Source organism: Kocuria dechangensis, assembly GCF_014636775.1.
GTDB classification, from domain to species: domain Bacteria; phylum Actinomycetota; class Actinomycetes; order Actinomycetales; family Micrococcaceae; genus Kocuria; species Kocuria dechangensis.
The window spans coordinates 144,127-160,022 of record NZ_BMEQ01000002.1 but is presented as its reverse complement, the minus strand read 5'-3'; the positions used below and the strand labels follow the sequence as shown (position 1 = coordinate 160,022).

General features: G+C 72.5%; 13 protein-coding genes. 11 read left to right on the top strand and 2 right to left on the bottom strand.

Annotation, left to right across the window (positions count from 1 at the left end; all coding sequences use genetic code 11):
- The first annotated feature begins 23 nt into the window (after positions 1-23).
- The 3 genes from IEW07_RS02910 to IEW07_RS02900 all read left to right on the top strand — a co-directional run bounded on the left by IEW07_RS02910 (position 24) and on the right by IEW07_RS02900 (position 4,261).
- Positions 24-1,493, top strand: coding sequence for an APC family permease (locus IEW07_RS02910; protein WP_229741522.1), 1,470 nt, complete (start codon positions 24-26; stop codon positions 1,491-1,493).
- Between the two features lie 33 nt (positions 1,494-1,526).
- The gene (locus tag IEW07_RS02905) at positions 1,527-1,916 is read left to right on the top strand and encodes a universal stress protein (protein WP_188534336.1); all 390 of its coding nucleotides are present in this window, start codon (positions 1,527-1,529) and stop codon (positions 1,914-1,916) included.
- A 113-nt stretch (positions 1,917-2,029) separates the two neighbouring features.
- Positions 2,030-4,261 (top strand): MMPL family transporter, encoded by a 2,232-nt coding sequence (locus IEW07_RS02900; RefSeq protein ID WP_188534335.1) that lies wholly within the window; start codon positions 2,030-2,032, stop codon positions 4,259-4,261.
- A 106-nt stretch (positions 4,262-4,367) separates the two neighbouring features.
- Here the strand turns inward: IEW07_RS02900 and IEW07_RS02895 are convergent, their stop codons facing one another.
- Positions 4,368-5,207, bottom strand: a complete 840-nt coding sequence (locus tag IEW07_RS02895) for a phosphatase PAP2 family protein (protein WP_229741521.1) — start codon at positions 5,205-5,207, stop codon at positions 4,368-4,370.
- Positions 5,208-5,659: 452 nt separating this feature from the next.
- On the opposite strand from IEW07_RS02895, the gene IEW07_RS02890 reads away from it, so the two are divergent.
- The 5 genes from IEW07_RS02890 (at position 5,660) to IEW07_RS02870 (ending at position 11,638) form a co-directional block, all read left to right on the top strand.
- Positions 5,660-5,992, top strand: coding sequence for a glutaredoxin domain-containing protein (locus tag IEW07_RS02890; RefSeq protein ID WP_188534333.1), 333 nt, complete (start codon positions 5,660-5,662; stop codon positions 5,990-5,992).
- Positions 5,993-6,131: 139 nt separating this feature from the next.
- A complete protein-coding gene (locus tag IEW07_RS02885; RefSeq protein WP_188534332.1) occupies positions 6,132-6,698 on the top strand; it encodes an NAD(P)H-dependent oxidoreductase in 567 nt (188 codons plus the stop codon).
- 190 nt (positions 6,699-6,888) lie between these two features.
- Positions 6,889-8,064 (top strand): ROK family transcriptional regulator, encoded by a 1,176-nt coding sequence (locus tag IEW07_RS02880; protein WP_188534331.1) that lies wholly within the window; start codon positions 6,889-6,891, stop codon positions 8,062-8,064.
- Between the two features lie 189 nt (positions 8,065-8,253).
- A complete protein-coding gene (locus IEW07_RS02875) occupies positions 8,254-9,669 on the top strand; it encodes a sugar porter family MFS transporter (RefSeq protein WP_188534330.1) in 1,416 nt (471 codons plus the stop codon).
- Positions 9,670-9,961: 292 nt separating this feature from the next.
- Positions 9,962-11,638 carry a thiamine pyrophosphate-dependent enzyme gene (locus tag IEW07_RS02870; RefSeq protein ID WP_188534329.1) on the top strand — a complete coding sequence of 559 codons (1,677 nt, stop codon included), beginning with the start codon at positions 9,962-9,964 and terminating at the stop codon, positions 11,636-11,638.
- Positions 11,639-11,727: 89 nt separating this feature from the next.
- Here IEW07_RS02870 and IEW07_RS02865 read toward each other — a convergent pair whose 3' ends face one another.
- Entirely contained in the window at positions 11,728-13,035 is a 1,308-nt protein-coding gene (locus IEW07_RS02865) for an MFS transporter (RefSeq protein ID WP_188534328.1), read from the bottom strand.
- Between the two features lie 73 nt (positions 13,036-13,108).
- On the opposite strand from IEW07_RS02865, the gene IEW07_RS02860 reads away from it, so the two are divergent.
- Genes IEW07_RS02860 through IEW07_RS02850 form a run of 3 tightly spaced genes read left to right on the top strand, consistent with a single transcriptional unit; the run spans position 13,109 to position 15,893 of the window.
- Positions 13,109-13,960 carry an MSMEG_6728 family protein gene (locus IEW07_RS02860; RefSeq protein WP_188534327.1) on the top strand — a complete coding sequence of 284 codons (852 nt, stop codon included), beginning with the start codon at positions 13,109-13,111 and terminating at the stop codon, positions 13,958-13,960.
- Positions 13,961-14,010: 50 nt separating this feature from the next.
- Positions 14,011-15,057, top strand: coding sequence for a zinc-binding dehydrogenase (locus tag IEW07_RS02855; protein WP_229741520.1), 1,047 nt, complete (start codon positions 14,011-14,013; stop codon positions 15,055-15,057).
- A gap of 38 nt (positions 15,058-15,095) precedes the next feature.
- Complete coding sequence (locus tag IEW07_RS02850) at positions 15,096-15,893, top strand: GntR family transcriptional regulator (protein ID WP_229741519.1); 798 nt, start codon at positions 15,096-15,098, stop codon at positions 15,891-15,893.
- Positions 15,894-15,896: the final 3 nt, after the last annotated feature.

The following is a 15,896-nucleotide window of genomic DNA, read 5'->3' as shown; positions in this document are numbered from 1 at the left end:
ACATGACCGATGCGAGGTTTTCCATGGCCCAGTCTGCCGACCCCACGACGAAGTCCCGGAAGCAGCCCGAGCTCAAGCGGGTCATGGGCCCCGGCCTGCTGCTGCTGTTCATCGTCGGCGACATCCTGGGCACCGGGGTGTACGCCCTCACCGGCAACATCGCGGGGGAGATCGGCGGCGCCGCGTGGGCGCCGATCCTCGTGGCCTTCGTCGTCGCGACCATCACCGCGTTCTCCTACCTGGAGCTGGTGACCAAGTACCCCGGCGCCTCGGGCGCCGCGCTGTACACGCACAAGGCCTTCGGCATCCACTTCATCACGTTCCTGGTCACGTTCGCGGTGCTCAGCTCGGGCTTGACCTCGGCCTCGACGGCCGCCTCGGCCGTGGCGGCCAACTTCGCCCGCGGCTTCGGCCTGGAGGTCGGCACCACCGGGATCACGGTCATCGCCGTGTCCTTCATCGCCGTGCTGGCCGCGATCAACGTGCGGGGCGTGACCGAGGGCCTCGTGTTCAACGTGATCCTCACCTGCATCGAGCTGACCGGCCTGCTCATCGTGATCCTCGTGGGCTTCTGGGCGGCCTTCCAGGGCCAGGCGGACTTCAGCCGGACGATGATCTTCGAGACCTCCGAGGACAAGGGCCTGTTCCTGGCGCTGACGGCGGTCACCTCGCTGGCCTTCTTCTCCTTCGTGGGCTTCGAGGACTCGGTCAACATGGTCGAGGAGACCAAGGACCCGAGCCGGGACTTCCCGCGCGTGATGCTCTTCGGCCTCGGCGTCACGGGCGTCGTCTACATCCTGGTGTCGATCTTCACCGTGGCGGTCGTGCCCATCGGCGTGCTCGGGGAGTCGACGACGCCGCTGCTGGACATGGTCAAGACGGGCGCCCCGAACATCCCGATCGACACGATCTACCCCTTCCTGACGATCTTCGCGGTGGCCAACACGGCCCTGATCAACATGCTCATGTCCTCCCGCCTGCTCTACGGCATGGCCCGGCAGGGCGTGCTGCCCGACTTCCTGGGCCACGTGCTGCACAGCCGCCGCACCCCGTGGACCGCCATCCTCTTCAGCACGGTCCTGGCCATGGGCCTCATCATCGTGATCAACAACATGCTCGGCAGCGGCACCGCCAGCGCCCTCGGCGGCACCACCGCCCTCCTGCTCCTGGGCGTGTTCACCATCGTCAACATCGCGGCGATCATCCTGCGCCGCGACCACGGCCCCACCCACGACTACTTCCACGCACCCCGCTTCCTGCCCTACCTGGGCGCGCTCACCTGCGCCTACCTCGTGGGACCGTGGGCCCAGGACCCCATCGAGTACCAGATCGCGGTGGTCCTGCTGGGCATCGGGGTGGGCCTGTGGATCCTCAACTTCCTCTACGACCGCCTGTTCCTGGGCCGCAAGGTGCGCTTCGAGCACCCCGAGGACCTCGCCCGGCTGGAGGACGAGCCCGACGGGCACGACCCGCACCTGGGCTCCCCCCGCTGACCCGCCCGCCACCGCCGCACCCGAGGAGATCCAGTGACCGTCGTCGTCGGATACATGCCCACCGCCCCCGGACACGCGGCGCTGGACGCCGCGATCCTGGAGGCCGAGCGGCGGGGGACGGACCTCGTCGTGGTCCAGCCCCGGCCGAAGCGCCGCCAGCCGCCCGAGGTCGCCGAGGACATCGACGTGGAGCGCGACAAGCTGGCGCGCTCGGGCGTCCCCTACGAGCTGCGCGAGCCCGACCACGACAGCGACCCGGCGGACGTCATCCTCGACACGGCGCGGGAGCGCCGCGCGGAGCTCATCGTCCTCGGCATCCGGCGCCGCTCCCCCGTGGGGAAGATCATCATGGCGAGCACGGCCCAGCGGGTGCTGCTCGAGAGCCCCTGCCCGGTGCTGAGCGTCAAGGCCGTCTACGACTGAGCCACCGCATTTTATTTCTGTTTTCGAAATATTAGGATCGGGACCAGGTCCCCCTCCGGGGTCCGCCGGCCGTTGCGGCTCCGCGCCGCACCACCGCCCCGAAAGGCCCCGCCATGCCCTCCTCAGCCCCCGCCGGCACCCGCCCGGCTCCCTGGTCTGACGCACCCGCCCCGTCACCCCGCCCGAGGCGCCGCCGCTGGTTGCGCGCGCTGCTCCCGGCGCTGATGATCGTGGCCTGGCTGGCGGTCGCCGGCGTCGGCGGGCCGTACTTCGGGAAGATCTCGGAGGTCTCCAGCAACGACCAGTCCAGCTTCCTGCCGGAGTCCACCGAGTCCACGCGGGTGACGAACCTGCAGGGCGAGTTCCGGGACTCCGACGCGATCCCGGCGATCGTGCTCCTGGTGCGCGACGGCGGGCTGGAGGCCGGGGACCGCGCCTGGGCCGAGGAGCTCACGGCCTCCGTCCAGGACGCGGGCCTGAGCGAGGGCGAGACGTCCCCGCCCATCCCCTCCGAGGACGGCCAGGCGATCGAGATCGTCGTGCCACTCGGGGACGGCGAGGTCGTCGACGACGTCGAGGCCCTCACCGCCCTGCTCGAGGAGGGCGCGCCCGACGGCCTGCAGAGCTACGTCACCGGTCCCGCGGGGTTCACGGCCGATCTCGTGGCGGGCTTCGCCGGGATCGACGGCCTCCTGCTGGGCGTGGCCCTCGCCGTCGTCTTCGTGATCCTCCTGGTCGTCTACCGCTCCCCCGTCCTGCCCGTCCTGGTGCTGCTCACCTCCGTCTTCGCACTGAGCGCCGCGATCCTGCTCGTGTACTGGCTGGCGGCCAACGACGTGGTGCGGATCAGCGGCCAGGTCCAGGGCATCCTGTTCATCCTGGTGGTCGGCGCGGCCACGGACTACTCGCTGCTCTACACCGCGCGCTACCGCGACGCCCTGCTGCACCACCGGCGCCGCGGCGACGCCACCCGCGCGGCGCTCAAGGGGTCCGCGGAGCCCATCATCGCCTCGGGCGCCACGGTGATCGCCGGGCTGCTGTGCCTGCTGCTCTCGGACCTGGCCTCCAACAAGGCGCTCGGCCCGGTGGCCTCCGTGGGCATCGTCATGTCGATCCTGGCGGCCCTCACGTTCCTCCCTGCGGTGCTCTGGGCGACCGGGCGCGGCGCCTTCTGGCCGTTCCGGCCCCGCTACGACCCGGCGGGGGCCGACCGCGTGCGGGTCGTCGACCACGGGGCCGACGGGCGGCCCTCGGTCGAGGGCCGGGGCGTGTGGGCCTCCGTGGCCCGCTTCGTGGCCCGCGCCCCCCGTGCCATCTGGATCGTCACCACCGTGGTGCTGCTGGCCCTGGCCGGCTTCAGCACCCAGTTCCAGGCCTCGGGCGTGGAGCAGAGCGAGCTGGTCCTCGGCGAGTCCCAGGCCCGGGACGGCCAGGACGCCCTGGCCGAGCACTTCCCCGGCGGCTCGGGCAGCCCCGCGATCGTGATGGTCCCCGCCGGGCAGGTCGGCCCCGCCGTCGACGCCGTCGAGGCGACCGGCGGCGTGGCGGGCGTCGCCGCCGTGGCCCTCGACTCCCCCTCCGGCACGCTGCCGCTGGGCGAGAACGCCGTCCCGCCGGTGGGCCCCTTCGCCGGCGTCGAGCCGACCGAGGCCCAGGGCCTCGTGCAGCTGCAGGTCACCCTCGACGACGCCGCGGACTCCCCCGCGGCGGAGCAGACCGTGCGCGAGCTGCGCGGGAGCCTGTCCGCCGTGGACCAGGGGATCCTCGTCGGCGGCGCGACCGCCACGACCCTGGACACCAACGAGACCTCGATCGCGGACCGCACGCTGATCATCCCCGTGATCCTCGCGGTCATCACGCTGATCCTCATGCTGCTGCTGCGCTCCGTGCTGGCCCCGGTGCTGCTCGTCCTCACCACGGTCATCTCGTTCTTCACGGCCCTCGGCGTCTCGGCGCTGGTGTTCGAGCACGTGCTGGACCTGCCGGGCGCCGACCCCTCGGTGCCGCTGTTCGGCTTCGTGTTCCTCGTGGCGCTGGGGATCGACTACAACATCTTCCTGATGTCCCGGGTGCGCGAGGAGTCCCTGGTGCACGGCACCCGCGCCGGCATCCTGCGGGGCCTCACGCTCACCGGCGGGGTCATCACGTCGGCGGGGATCGTGCTCGCGGCGACGTTCGCGGCGCTGGCCGTCATCCCGATCATGTTCCTCGTGCAGCTGGCGTTCATCGTGGCCTTCGGCGTGCTGCTCGACGCCCTGATCGTGCGCTCGCTGCTCGTGCCCGCCCTCACCTACGACGTGGGGCGCGCCATCTGGTGGCCGTTCCACCGCCGCATCGAGCCGTAGCCCGCGGCCGCGGGGCGGCCCACGGAACGGATCCACGGGACGACGACGGAGCGCCCGGACCAGCTGGTCCGGGCGCTCCGTCGTCGGGCGGGGTCAGGGGGCGCGGTCAGGCGGCGCGGTGGTCCACCTGGCGCGCGACGACCGGGACGCGGGCCGTGACGGGGTGCGGCTCCTCGGCCGGCGCGGCCGGGACGTCGGCCAGGGGCTCCTCCGCCTCGGACCACGCGACGTCCTCCTGCTCCCAGCCGAAGCCGTACGCGAAGGCGGGCACCAGGATGTTGGCGAGCCCGCAGCCGACCGCCAGGCCGGCCCAGGCCGCGGGGAAGGAGGCGAGGACGTCGACGGGGTAGTGCACGCCGAGGTAGAGCCGGGAGAGCCCCACCAGCACCGCGACCCCGGCACCCAGCGCCAGCACGAGCGGCGCGCGGCGGCTCCGGCGGTGGACCAGGAAGAGGGCCGCGGCGATGGCGACGGCTGCTCCGGTGTGGCCGGAGGGGAAGGACGTGATCCCGTCCACGTGGACGAGGGGCTCGGCCGCCGTCGCGGGGGCCCCCGGGCGCGGGCGTCCTACGGCGACCTTGAGCAGGGCCACCGCGGCCCATCCGCTCAGGGCGGTGACGGCGAACCCGGCGGCGTCCCAGGACCGGTGGCGCACGAGGGCCAGCCACGCGGTGAGGGCCGCGATGAGGACGAGGGCCCCGGGCGTGGAGAGGGCATGGTGAAGCACGAGCGAGAGGACGTCCAGGACGCCGGTCCGTGTGCCGTCGAGCCACCGCAGGACCTCGCTCTCCCTGGCCCCGAACCCCGGCGAGTACACCAGCAGCCGTCCCACGGTCGCCGTCACGAGCGCGACGATGAAGGGGACGACCAGCCACTGGTGCAACTGGGGGAGGAACCAGGTGGAACGGGCCGGCCGGGGGGAAGTGTGCTGCGCCGGTAGTGCCATGTGCTCCACCATGACACACGCCACGTTTGCCACCCTGCCGAAAGGCCCCTTGGCAAGGAGCTCGGGCAAGAATTCCCCGAATCGATACAGAGAATGACAAATCATGAAGCAAATGTGGGTCCCCTGGGGGACAGTCGAGTCGGGAATGACGATGTGTTGCGGAGACATCCCTCGTGTCCTCGCGTAGGATTTCATCACCCTTCGTGGATTGATTCAGCAACGATAACCGGTGTTCCACGTGAAACCGCATCCCCTACGACAATGGATCAACCTTTTGGGAGCGATATCTCACCTTCGGAGGACGCCGCACCGGACCCTGTTCTCCCGGACAGGTTTCCGCTCCCTGTCCCCTGACCAGGGGACATCGCCCGCTCCGCGTCCCAGCGGTAGACTCTGCGCCCAGGAGTCCGCCGTCCCACCGCCGTCCCGCCACCGCCCGCCGAGGAGCCCCCGTGTTCAAGAAGGACCCGCCCCGCCGGCCCCGCCCGGCCACTCCCCACGCGGAGGCGGTGGAGCACGTCGAGCAGGGCGGCGTGGCGATCTACTGGCGCCCCGGCTGCCCCTTCTGCTCGATGCTGGACCGGGGCCTGGGTCCGGACGCCGAGAAGGCGACGTGGACCAACATCTGGGAGGACCGCGAGGCGATGGCGTTCGTCGAGTCCCTCAACGACGGCAACGCCACCGTGCCGACGGTGGTCACCCGCACCGAGCACTTCGTGGCCGCCTCCCCGCAGGAGATCGCCACCACGAAGGGGCTCATCGCGGACGCCGGCAAGGTGCTCTGACCCCTCCCGCCCCCCTTCCTCCTCCTGTTCCGGGGAGCGGATCCGCCGGCCCTCCGTGAGAACCGTCACAGCGGGAAGCGATCACCTGCGGACTTGGTTATTGAGACGTCAACCTTTTCCGACCGGAGGGAATCCCACCGTGACCACCGTTCTCGCGTTCCTCGGCTCGCCCCGCCGTGACTCCACCAACAAGATGCTCCTCGAAGCGGTGCAGGCCGTCGCCCCGGAGGGGATCGACGTCGTCGCCTACGACGGCCTCGACAAGCTGCCCTTCTACAACGAGGACGTCGACGTCGACGGCCACCGTCCCGCCGGGTTCGACGCCCTGCGCAGCGCCGCCGCCGCGGCGGACGCCGTCCTGGTCGTGACCCCCGAGTACAACGGCACCATGCCGGCCACGATCAAGAACATGATCGACATCCTCTCGCGCCCGTTCGGCGACAGCGCCGTCAAGGGAAAGCCCGCAGCCGTGATCGGCAGCGCCTTCGGCCAGTACGGCGGCGTCTGGGCGCAGGAGGAGGCCCGGAAGGCTCTCGGGATCGCCGGGGCGCAGGTGCTCGAGGAGCCGCAGCTGGCCGTGGCCGGCGCCGCCCCCCGCTTCGAGGCGACCCCGCCCGCCGAGGACCCGGAGATCGTCGCCGGCATCCACGCCGTGCTCGACGCCCTGGTCGCCGCCGCGCAGGAGCTCGAGCCCGCCGCCTCCTGATCCCTCGGGCCCTGCCGCGGCCCGGCCCTCCGGCGCCCCCGTCGCTCGTGCAACGACGGGGGCGTCCCCGTCTCCGGGCGGCTCCTCGGGGCGGCTTTTCCTCGGTCCTGCACCCCCCTCTTGTCTTCGACCTCTGAACGAGGTCTAGAATCAAGCCCTCGACCATGTTCACCGGGGAAAGGGGACGACGATGTCCGTGTTCTCCGGGGAGCCGCTCAAGCCCGGCTCCCAGGCCTCCCTGCGCAACGCCAACCAGCGCCGCGTGCTCGACACCGTGCGCCGCCACGGGCGGCTCACCCAGGCCCAGATCTCCCGGCGCACCGCCCTGGCCCCCTCCACGGTCTCCAACATCGTGCACGAGCTGATCGGCGCGGGGCTGCTCGTCATGGAGTCGGACCACGCCGGGCGCCGCGGCCAGCTCATCAGCTTCAACGGCTCCGCGGGCCACGTGGTGGGGATCGACGTGGGCCACCGCCACGTCACGGTCGCCGTGGCGGACCTCAACCAGCGGATCCTCGCCCAGCGGCGCCACGACCTCCCCGCCGGGCACCGGTTTCCCGAGGACCTCGCCCTCGTGGACCACGCCCTGGACGGGCTGCTGGGACAGATCGGCACCGCACGCTCCGGCCTGCTCGCCGCCGGGCTGACCCTGCCCGCCCCCGTGGACCTCGAGGGCCGGGTGATCAGCGCGAGCGCGATCCTGCCCGGCTGGGGCGGGATCGACGTGCGCGAGGAGGCCGGCCGGCGGCTCGAGCTGCCCGTCGTCGTGGAGAACGACGCCAACGCGGGCGCCCTCGGCGAGCTCACGTGGGGCGCCGGCCGCGGCGTGCGGAACCTGGCCTACATCAAGGTCGGCCACGGCGTGGGCTCGGGGCTGATCCTCAACGGCGCGCTCTTCCGCGGCGCCACGGGATCCGCCGGGGAGATCGGGCACTCCACCGTGGACGAGCGCGGCAAGCTCTGCCGCTGCGGCAACCGCGGCTGCCTCGAGACCTTCGTGTCCTCGGGGGAGGTCTCCCGTCTGCTGGCCGACACCCACGGCCCGGACCTCACCATCCCCGACCTCGTGGACGCCGCCGCGGCGGGGGACGTGGGCTGCGCCCGGATCATCGGCGACACCGGCCGCACGCTGGGGATCACCGTGGCCAACCTCTGCAACATCATCAACCCGGAGCTCGTGGTGATCGGCGGGGAGATCGCCCGCGCGGGGGACCTCCTGCTGGACCCGGTGCGGGAGATCGTCTCCCGTTACGGCGTGCGGGGCAGCGTCCGGGACCTGCGGATCGAGGCCGCGCAGCTCGGCATCCAGGCGCACGTGGCGGGAGCGGTCATCGTGGCCCTCCAGCACGCGGAGCTCCCGGTCTGAGCTGACGGGCCTTTTACGGCTGGAAAAGTAGCAGTGTTCGACTAATGGACATATCGCGACGCGAGTTCTACTGTTGGGCGCATCACAAGAAGCCCTCGGCGCCGACCGGCCGGCCGGCCCGCGGAACCCGACCTCGCGCGGCAGTCCTCGCTCCGCGCCCACCCTCTCCACCAGCAAGGGAGCTGTGCGATGAGCCACGAGACCTCCGGACCGCAGGTCGCGGAACATCCGAACACCTCAGCCGTCCTGAGGATCAGCATCGTCGCCGCCTTCGGCGGCTTCCTCTTCGGCTACGACTCCGCTGTGATCAACGGCGCGGTCTCCGCGATCCAGTCCGAGTTCGGCGTCAGCCCGGGCCCGCTGGGCTTCGCCGTCGCCTCGGCCCTGCTCGGCGCCGCCGCGGGCGCGTTCTTCGGCGGCCGGATCGCCGACCGCCTGGGCCGCGTGCCCGTCATGAAGATCGCGGCCGTCCTCTTCCTGGTGAGCGCCATCGGCTGTGGCGTCGTGGACAGCTTCGGCTGGCTGATCTTCTGGCGCGTCGTGGGCGGCGTCGGCGTCGGCGTGGCCTCCATCATCGCCCCTGCCTACATCGCGGAGATCGCACCGGCGGCGGTGCGCGGGCGCCTCGGCTCGCTCCAGCAGATGGGCATCGTGCTCGGCATCTTCATCTCCCTGGCCGTGGACGCCTGGCTGGCCGCCATGGCCGGCGGCTCCACCCAGGAGCTGTGGTGGGGCCTCGAGGCCTGGCGCTGGATGTTCATGGCCGAGGCCCTGCCGGCCCTCGCCTACCTGATCGGGGCCTTCACGATCCCGGAGTCCCCCCGCTACCTCGTGGCCTCGAACCGGTCCGACGACGCCGTGGCGGTGCTCGCGAACCTGCAGGGCGCCGAGTCTGCGCGTGAGCGCGTCGCGCTGATCCAGCAGACCCTCCACACCGAGCGCAAGCCGCGGATGTCCGACCTCAAGGGAAGGGCGGCGGGCCTGAAGCCCATCGTGTGGGTCGGCATCGGCCTGGCCGCGCTGCAGCAGTTCGTCGGCATCAACGTGATCTTCTACTACTCGAACGTGCTCTGGCAGTCCGTGGGCTTCACCGAGGCCGACTCCTTCATCATCACCGTGATCACGTCCATCACCAACGTCGCGGTCACCATCGTCGCGATCGCCCTGGTGGAGCGGGTCGGCCGCCGCCGGCTGCTGCTCATCGGCTCCGCCGGCATGACCCTGATGCTGGGCACCCTCGCCGTCCTGTTCGCGACCGCGGACGTCGTCGACGGGGCCCCCGCGCTGGGCCCGACCGCCGGGCCGATCGCCCTCGTGGCCGCCAACCTCTTCGTGGTCTTCTTCGGCGTCTCCTGGGGCCCCATGATGTGGGTCCTGCTGGGCGAGATGTTCCCGAACCAGATCCGCGGCGCCGCGCTGGCCGTGGCCGGTTTCGTCCAGTGGATCGCCAACTGGGTGGTCACCGTGACCTTCCCGGCCCTGGCCGCCTTCTCCCTGGGCCTCGCGTACGGGCTCTACGCGTTCTTCGCGCTCATCTCCCTGGTCTTCACCGTCAAGATGGTCCGCGAGACCACCGGCATCGAGCTCGAGGACATGCTGGACTGATCCGTCCCGCCCGGTTCCGCCGACGGCGGGTCCCCGTCCCTTCCGGTCCTTCCGGAGGACGGTGACCCGCCGTCGTCGTCGTGCACGTCGGTTTCCGTCGTTCCCGCGGCTGTGGTCTCACTGCGGGACGGGGTCGCGGTGAGACGATGATTACCCGTTCGTGACCCCCGAGACACAGAATGAGGGCTGCGTCGGGTAGTTTCGTGTGCACCGCGTGACAACCGGACCCACCTCCCGGCCCTGCGCGCCTCTCCTTCCCCTGCTCCATTTTCAACGGCGAAAAGGACTCACGTTGACCCAGACCACCGCGGTTCCCGCAACCCCCGCCCCAGCCGTCGACCGCAAGTCCGCGGGTCACGTCATCGTGGACACGCTCGTGGCCCACGGCGTGCAGCGCACCTACGTGGTGCCCGGCGAGAGCTACCTCGACGTCCTCGACGGGCTCCACAACTCCTCCATCGAGACGGTCGTGTGCCGCCACGAGGGCGGCGCCGCCTACATGGCCGAGGCCGACGGCAAGATGAGCCCCGTCCCCGGCGTGGCCATGGTCACCCGCGGCCCCGGCGCGGCGAACGCCCACGTGGGCCTGCACACCGCCTGGCAGGACTCCACCCCGATGGTGCTGTTCGTCGGCCTGATCCCCTTCGAGCACCGTGACCGCGAGGCGTTCCAGGAGTTCGACCCGCACGCGTGGTTCGACTCCGGCGCCAAGCGCGTGATGGTCCTGGACCACCCCGAGCGCGCCTCCGAGATCGTGGCCGAGGCCATGTTCGCCGCCAACTCCGGCCGTCCCGGCCCCGTGGTCGTCGGCCTGCCCGAGGACATCATCAAGGTCGAGATCGACGCGACCCTGCACCCGCCGATCCCCGTGGCCCACGGCGGGATGACGGTCAACGACTGGAAGGCCCTGCGCGAGGCCCTCTCGGCAGCCGACAAGCCGCTGTTCGTCACCGGCGGCAACGACTGGACCCACGAGGGCGCAGAGGGCCTGACCACGTGGCTGGAGGAGCACCACCTCCCGGCCGCGGCCGAGTGGCGCACCGAGGGCACCGTCCCGTTCGCCTCCCCCTCCTACGTGGGCCCGATCGGCTACGGCCGCCCCGCCCCGACCTTCGAGATGCTCGAGGAGACGGACCTGCTGGTCTTCGTGGGCACGGTCCCCGGGGACGTGATCACCAACGGGTTCCTGGTCCGCCAGGACTGGAAGAAGAAGAACTTCCTGGTCACCATCGACCCGTCCCTGCGCGGGCGCTCCGGGCCGGTGTCCTACCAGATCGTGGCCAAGCCGGACGTGTTCGTGCGCGACCTCGTGCGCATCGACCTCGCCGTCAAGGACGAGTGGAAGGAGTGGACGGCCCGGCTGCGGGCCAAGCAGGTCGAGTTCTCCACCCCCGTTGCCACCACCGCGGCCGAGGGGCCGGCGCGGATGGACACCATGATGGCCCACCTCGTGGCAGGCCTGCCCACCGACGCCATGGTGACCTTCGGCGCCGGGGAGCACACCAACTTCGCGCACCGGTACTTCCCCACCCAGGGCTACGCCTCGATGATCTCCGCCCGCAACGGCTCGATGGGCTACTCCATCCCCTCGGCCGTCGCCGCGTCGCTGCGCTACCCCGGCCGGCGCGTGGTGACCATCGCCGGTGACGGCGAGTTCCTCATGAACGGCCAGGAGCTGGCGACCGCCGCCCAGTACGGCGCGACCCCGCTGGTCATCGTGATGGACAACCAGGAGTACGGCACCATCCGCACCCACCAGGAGCGCGACTACCCGCACCGGATCTCCGGCACGCAGCTGGTCAACCCGGACTTCGCCCTCATGGCCCAGGCCTTCGGCGGGTACGGCGTGCGCGTGGAGAGCAACGACGAGATCCCCGCCGCGCTCGAGGCCGCCCTGAAGGCGATCGACGAGGAGGGCCGCTTCGCGCTGATCCACCTGATCGTGGAGCAGCGCGTCAAGGCCTACTGACGCGCAGCCCCGGGTCCCACGGGCCAGGGGTGCACCTCCGGACGCCGCCCCGTCGGGGGCGGCGTCCGGAGGTGCACCCCTGCGCGCCCTCAGCCGGACAGCGGGTGGGCCAGCTCGTCCTGGCGCATCCGCCCGACCAGCAGCGCCCCGAGGCCCAGCAGCGGGGTCAGCACCGCGACCGTCCAGAAGATCACCGGCAGCGGCACCACCTGCGCCACGGGACCGGCGAGCGCCATCGAGACCGGCATCAGCGCGATCGAGACGAACAGGTCGAGGCTGGAGACCCTGCCCAGCATGTGCCGCGGCACCCGGCGCTGCAGGAGCGTGCCCCACAGCACCATGCCGGCGCCGTCCCCGGCGCCCACGCAGGCGAGGCACGCCGCCATGACCCAGAACGAGTCGGTGGTGGCCACGACCCCGAAGGGCAGCGTCCCGACGCCCCACAGCCCGATCATCCAGCTGAGGTAGCGCCGCGGCATGGGCCTCGAGGCCGTCACCAGGGACGCGGCCGCCCCCGCGGCCCCGTAGACCGCCAGGAGGAAGCCGAAGGTCGAGGCGTCCCCGCCGAGCCGCTCCTGGACGATGAAGGGCACCAGCACCTCCAGCGGCCCCATGAGCAGGAACACGGCGAGCACCGCCCACAGCAGGGTCCACAGCAGCCACGGCGTGCCCACGGTGTAGCGGACGCCCTCCATGAGCTCGCGCCGCGCTGCCCCGAGTCCCCGCCCGCCGGCCCGCCGCGCGCCCGACGGCGCGGCGTCCCGGGGGCCCGCCCCGGTCTCCTCGTCCGCCGGCTCGCGGTCCTCCCCCGGCACGTGCAGCCGCAGCAGCACCACGAGCGCCGCCCCGTGGGACAGCGCGATGAGTGCCACCGCGCTGCCCGGCACGGTCAGGCCGATGAGCACACCCGCGACCGCCGGGCCCGCCGCCTGCTGCAGGAGCGGCCGGGCGGTCCCCTCCATCCCGTTGGCGGCCAGCAGCTGGTGGGCGGGCAGGATCCGCGGCAGGGTCGCGGAGTAGGCGGGGTAGAAGACGCCGTGGCCCGCCGCGAACACGAACGCGGCCGCCGCCAGGTGCCACATCCGCATCGTGCCGGTCAGGGACAGCACGGCGATGGTCCCGGCGGTGGCGGTGTTGGCGGCCTCGACGAGCCGCAGGAGGGACGCGAGCGGGTACCGGTCCGCGGCGACGCCCCCCAGCAGCACGAACAGGACCATGCCCAGGGCGCCCACGGCCGTCACGGCCGACAGGTCCACCGCGGTCCCGCCCAGCCGGATGACCTGCTGGACGAGGGCCACGGCCCACATGCCCGTGCCGAAGACGCTCACGAACATGGCGAACGCGAGCACGCGGTACCGGCCGAGCCGGAACGGTTCCAGCGCGCGGGGCAGGGACATGGGAGCCAGTGTACGGAGCGCCGCACCGCCCGGTCGGTGGTGGCCGCGGGCCGGTCCGTAGGACACTGGGGCGGTGCAGACCTTCCTCCCGTACCCTGACTTCGCCCGATCGGCGCGCGTCCTGGACCGCAAGCGGCTGGGCAAGCAGCGGGTGGAGACGCTGCAGGTGCTGCGCGCGGCGACCGTCCCGGGGTACGGATGGTGGCGCCACCCCGTCACGGCCATGTGGTCGGGGCACCTGCCCGCGCTCGTCGCCTATGGCCGGGCCGTGGTGGACGAGTGGACCGCCCGCGGCGGCGCGGACAGCACGGGGTGGCAGATCCGCGAGTTCGCCCCCGAGGCATGGGACCGCCGCGCCGACGACGACGTGGCCGAGCCGCCGCCGTGGCTGGGGGACGAGGCGTTCCACCGCTCCCACCGCTCCAACCTGCTGCGCAAGGACGAGGAGCACTACCGCGCGCTGTTCCCGGAGGACGCGGCCGGTCTCGACTACGTCTGGCCCCCGCCGGCGGAGGTGCGCACGCCCCCCGAGGAGCCGCCGCGCGGCGAACGCGCCTGGGTCCTGGCGCCGGGCGCCCACGCGGTGGCCGGCGGCGCCGTCGTCGTCCCCTTCGCCGTCCCCGGGGGGATCCGGGAGACCCACTGGGCGCAGGCCCTCGGGCGGATCGAGCACGAGCTGCAGGAGGGCGAGACCGTGCTCCTGCTGCACGGACCCCCCGGCGCCGAGCAGGTCGTGGAGCGGACCGTGCTGGCGGAGAGCGTCCACCACGCCGTGGCGGGGTTCTCCCTCGAGCTCGAGCGCGTCGACAGCGTGCCGCGCCGGGAGCTCGGCCTCCCCGCCCGGCTGCAGTCCCCCCGCCCCGTCTTCGCGGTGCCCACGGCCGCCGGGGACCCGCCAGGCAGCGACGGAACACGTTGTTACTGATCGGTTAATTGTCCGTCACGGGGGGTTCCGACCCCCTGCGAGTGGGTAGCATGTCGCCCACCGAGCGCGCCCGCGCCGGCCACGAGGAGGTGCGCATGCGAGGGTCCCACGTCCCCGCCACCGGGACCATCACGGTCGTCGACTGGCCCGACCCGGAGGCCCGCGAGCCGGGACAGCTGGTGGTGCGCATGCTCCACGCCTCCATCTGCGGCTCCGACCTGCACGCCGTCTTCCACGGCCTGCTCCACGCCGAGGGCCCCCAGCGCCCCGGCTACCCCGGCCACGAGGGCGTGGGCACGGTCGTGAGCTCCCGGTCGGAGCGCTTCCCCGTGGGGACGCTCGTGCTCACCGTCCCCAAGGGGGAGATGGGCGGCTGCTTCGCCGAGCTGCAGCTGCTCGACGAGCTGCACGTCGTCGAGCTGCCCGCCGGCACCGACCCCGCGGACTCCGTGCAGCTGCGCCGGCTGATGATGGCCCAGCAGTACGGCACCTGCCTCTACGCCATGCGCCAGTTCTGGCCGGTCGAGACGCCCGCCCGGCGCGCGAACACGTGCGCGATCATGGGCGCCGGCTCCGCCGGCCTGTTCTTCGTCCAGGAGGCCCGGCGGCTCGGCTTCCAGCACGTCGTCGTCTCCGACCTCGAGCCCCGCCGGCTCGACGTGGCGCGGGCCCTCGGCGCGGTGCCCGTCCGCGTCCCCGAGGCGGACCTCGCCGAGGTCGTGGCGCAGGTGAGCGGGGGCCGGGGCGCGGACCTCGTGATCGAGGCCGTGGGCCTCGACGTGCTCCGGGACCAGGCGGTCGACCTGGCCGCGGACCGCGGCATCGTCGGCTTCTTCGGCCTGCCCGAGCGCCACGGGCACACCGAGGTCCCGCTGTGGACGGCGTTCCGCAAGAACCTGCGTCTGCAGGCCTCCGTGGCCGCGCAGTCGGAACCGGGGCTCACGTCCTTCCGGGAGGCCCTGCGCCGGATCTCCGAGGGCGAGATCGACGTGGAGTACTGCCTCGGCCCCGAGTTCCCCCTCGAGCGGATCGCCGAGGCCATGCAGACGGCCGAGGAGCAGGGCCAGGGGCACGTCAAGCTGACCATCACCCCCTGACCGCCGCCCCCACCGGACCCAGTGCAGCAGGAGCCCCCGTGACCGCCGTCCCGCCCACCGCCGAACGCCCGGGCCCCTCCCCCGCCGGGCCGGCTGTGCCCCCGCTGCCCGCCGTGACCGCCTCGGCCGACAACTCGCTGGCCGTCCAGGTGATGGCGGCGGTGCGCCGGGCCGTCATGGCCGGCGAGATGGAGCCCGGCCGGCTCTACTCGGTGCAGCAGCTGGCCTCCGTCATGAACGTCTCCCGCAGCCCCGTCCGGGAGGGCCTGCTGCGGCTGGGCGAGGCCGGGCTGATCCGCTTCCACCGCAACCGCGGCTTCGAGATCGTCGAGGTGAGCCCCTCCGACGTCGCGGAGATCTTCGCGGTGCGCATCGCCCTGGAGGTCCCCGCCTGCCGGCGCACCGCCCGGCTGGCGTCCGAGGAGGAGCTCGGGCAGGTGCGCGCCCGGTGGGAGGAGCTCCACGCGGCCGCGGCCACGGGCGACCTCGCGGCGACCACCGAGGCCGACGAGGAGCTGCACCGGCTGCTGCTGCGCCTGGCGGGCAACGGCCAGTCCGTCCAGCTCGTGGAGCGGCTGCGGATCACCACCTCGTTCCTCAGCGTCGTGGCGGCCGCCGCCCTGCTCCCCGGGGCCGACACGGCCGCGGAGCACGACGTCCTGGTCCGTGCCGTCCTGGACCGCGACGAGGAGGGCGCCGGCGCCGCGATGCACGCGCACCTGGCCTGCACGGCGGAGCGGCTGATCGCCCAGGCCCTGCGCGCCCGCCGCACCCCGGAGGAGCAGGTGGGCCCGCTGACCGGGCAGGTCTGGGACGCCGCCGTCAGCGGCTACTGAGCC

What these genes read in the sequence shown, in the direction of transcription:
- IEW07_RS02880 (WP_188534331.1), top strand. Translation starts at nt 6,889, where the DNA reads ATGTCCGTGTTCTCCGGGGAGCCGCTCAAGCCCGGCTCCCAGGCCTCC.
- IEW07_RS02895 (WP_229741521.1), bottom strand. Translation starts at nt 5,207, where the DNA reads ATGGCACTACCGGCGCAGCACACTTCCCCCCGGCCGGCCCGTTCCACC.
- IEW07_RS02875 (WP_188534330.1), top strand. Translation starts at nt 8,254, where the DNA reads ATGAGCCACGAGACCTCCGGACCGCAGGTCGCGGAACATCCGAACACC.
- IEW07_RS02900 (WP_188534335.1), top strand. Translation starts at nt 2,030, where the DNA reads ATGCCCTCCTCAGCCCCCGCCGGCACCCGCCCGGCTCCCTGGTCTGAC.
- IEW07_RS02910 (WP_229741522.1), top strand. Translation starts at nt 24, where the DNA reads ATGGCCCAGTCTGCCGACCCCACGACGAAGTCCCGGAAGCAGCCCGAG.
- IEW07_RS02865 (WP_188534328.1), bottom strand. Translation starts at nt 13,035, where the DNA reads ATGTCCCTGCCCCGCGCGCTGGAACCGTTCCGGCTCGGCCGGTACCGC.
- IEW07_RS02855 (WP_229741520.1), top strand. Translation starts at nt 14,011, where the DNA reads ATGTCGCCCACCGAGCGCGCCCGCGCCGGCCACGAGGAGGTGCGCATG.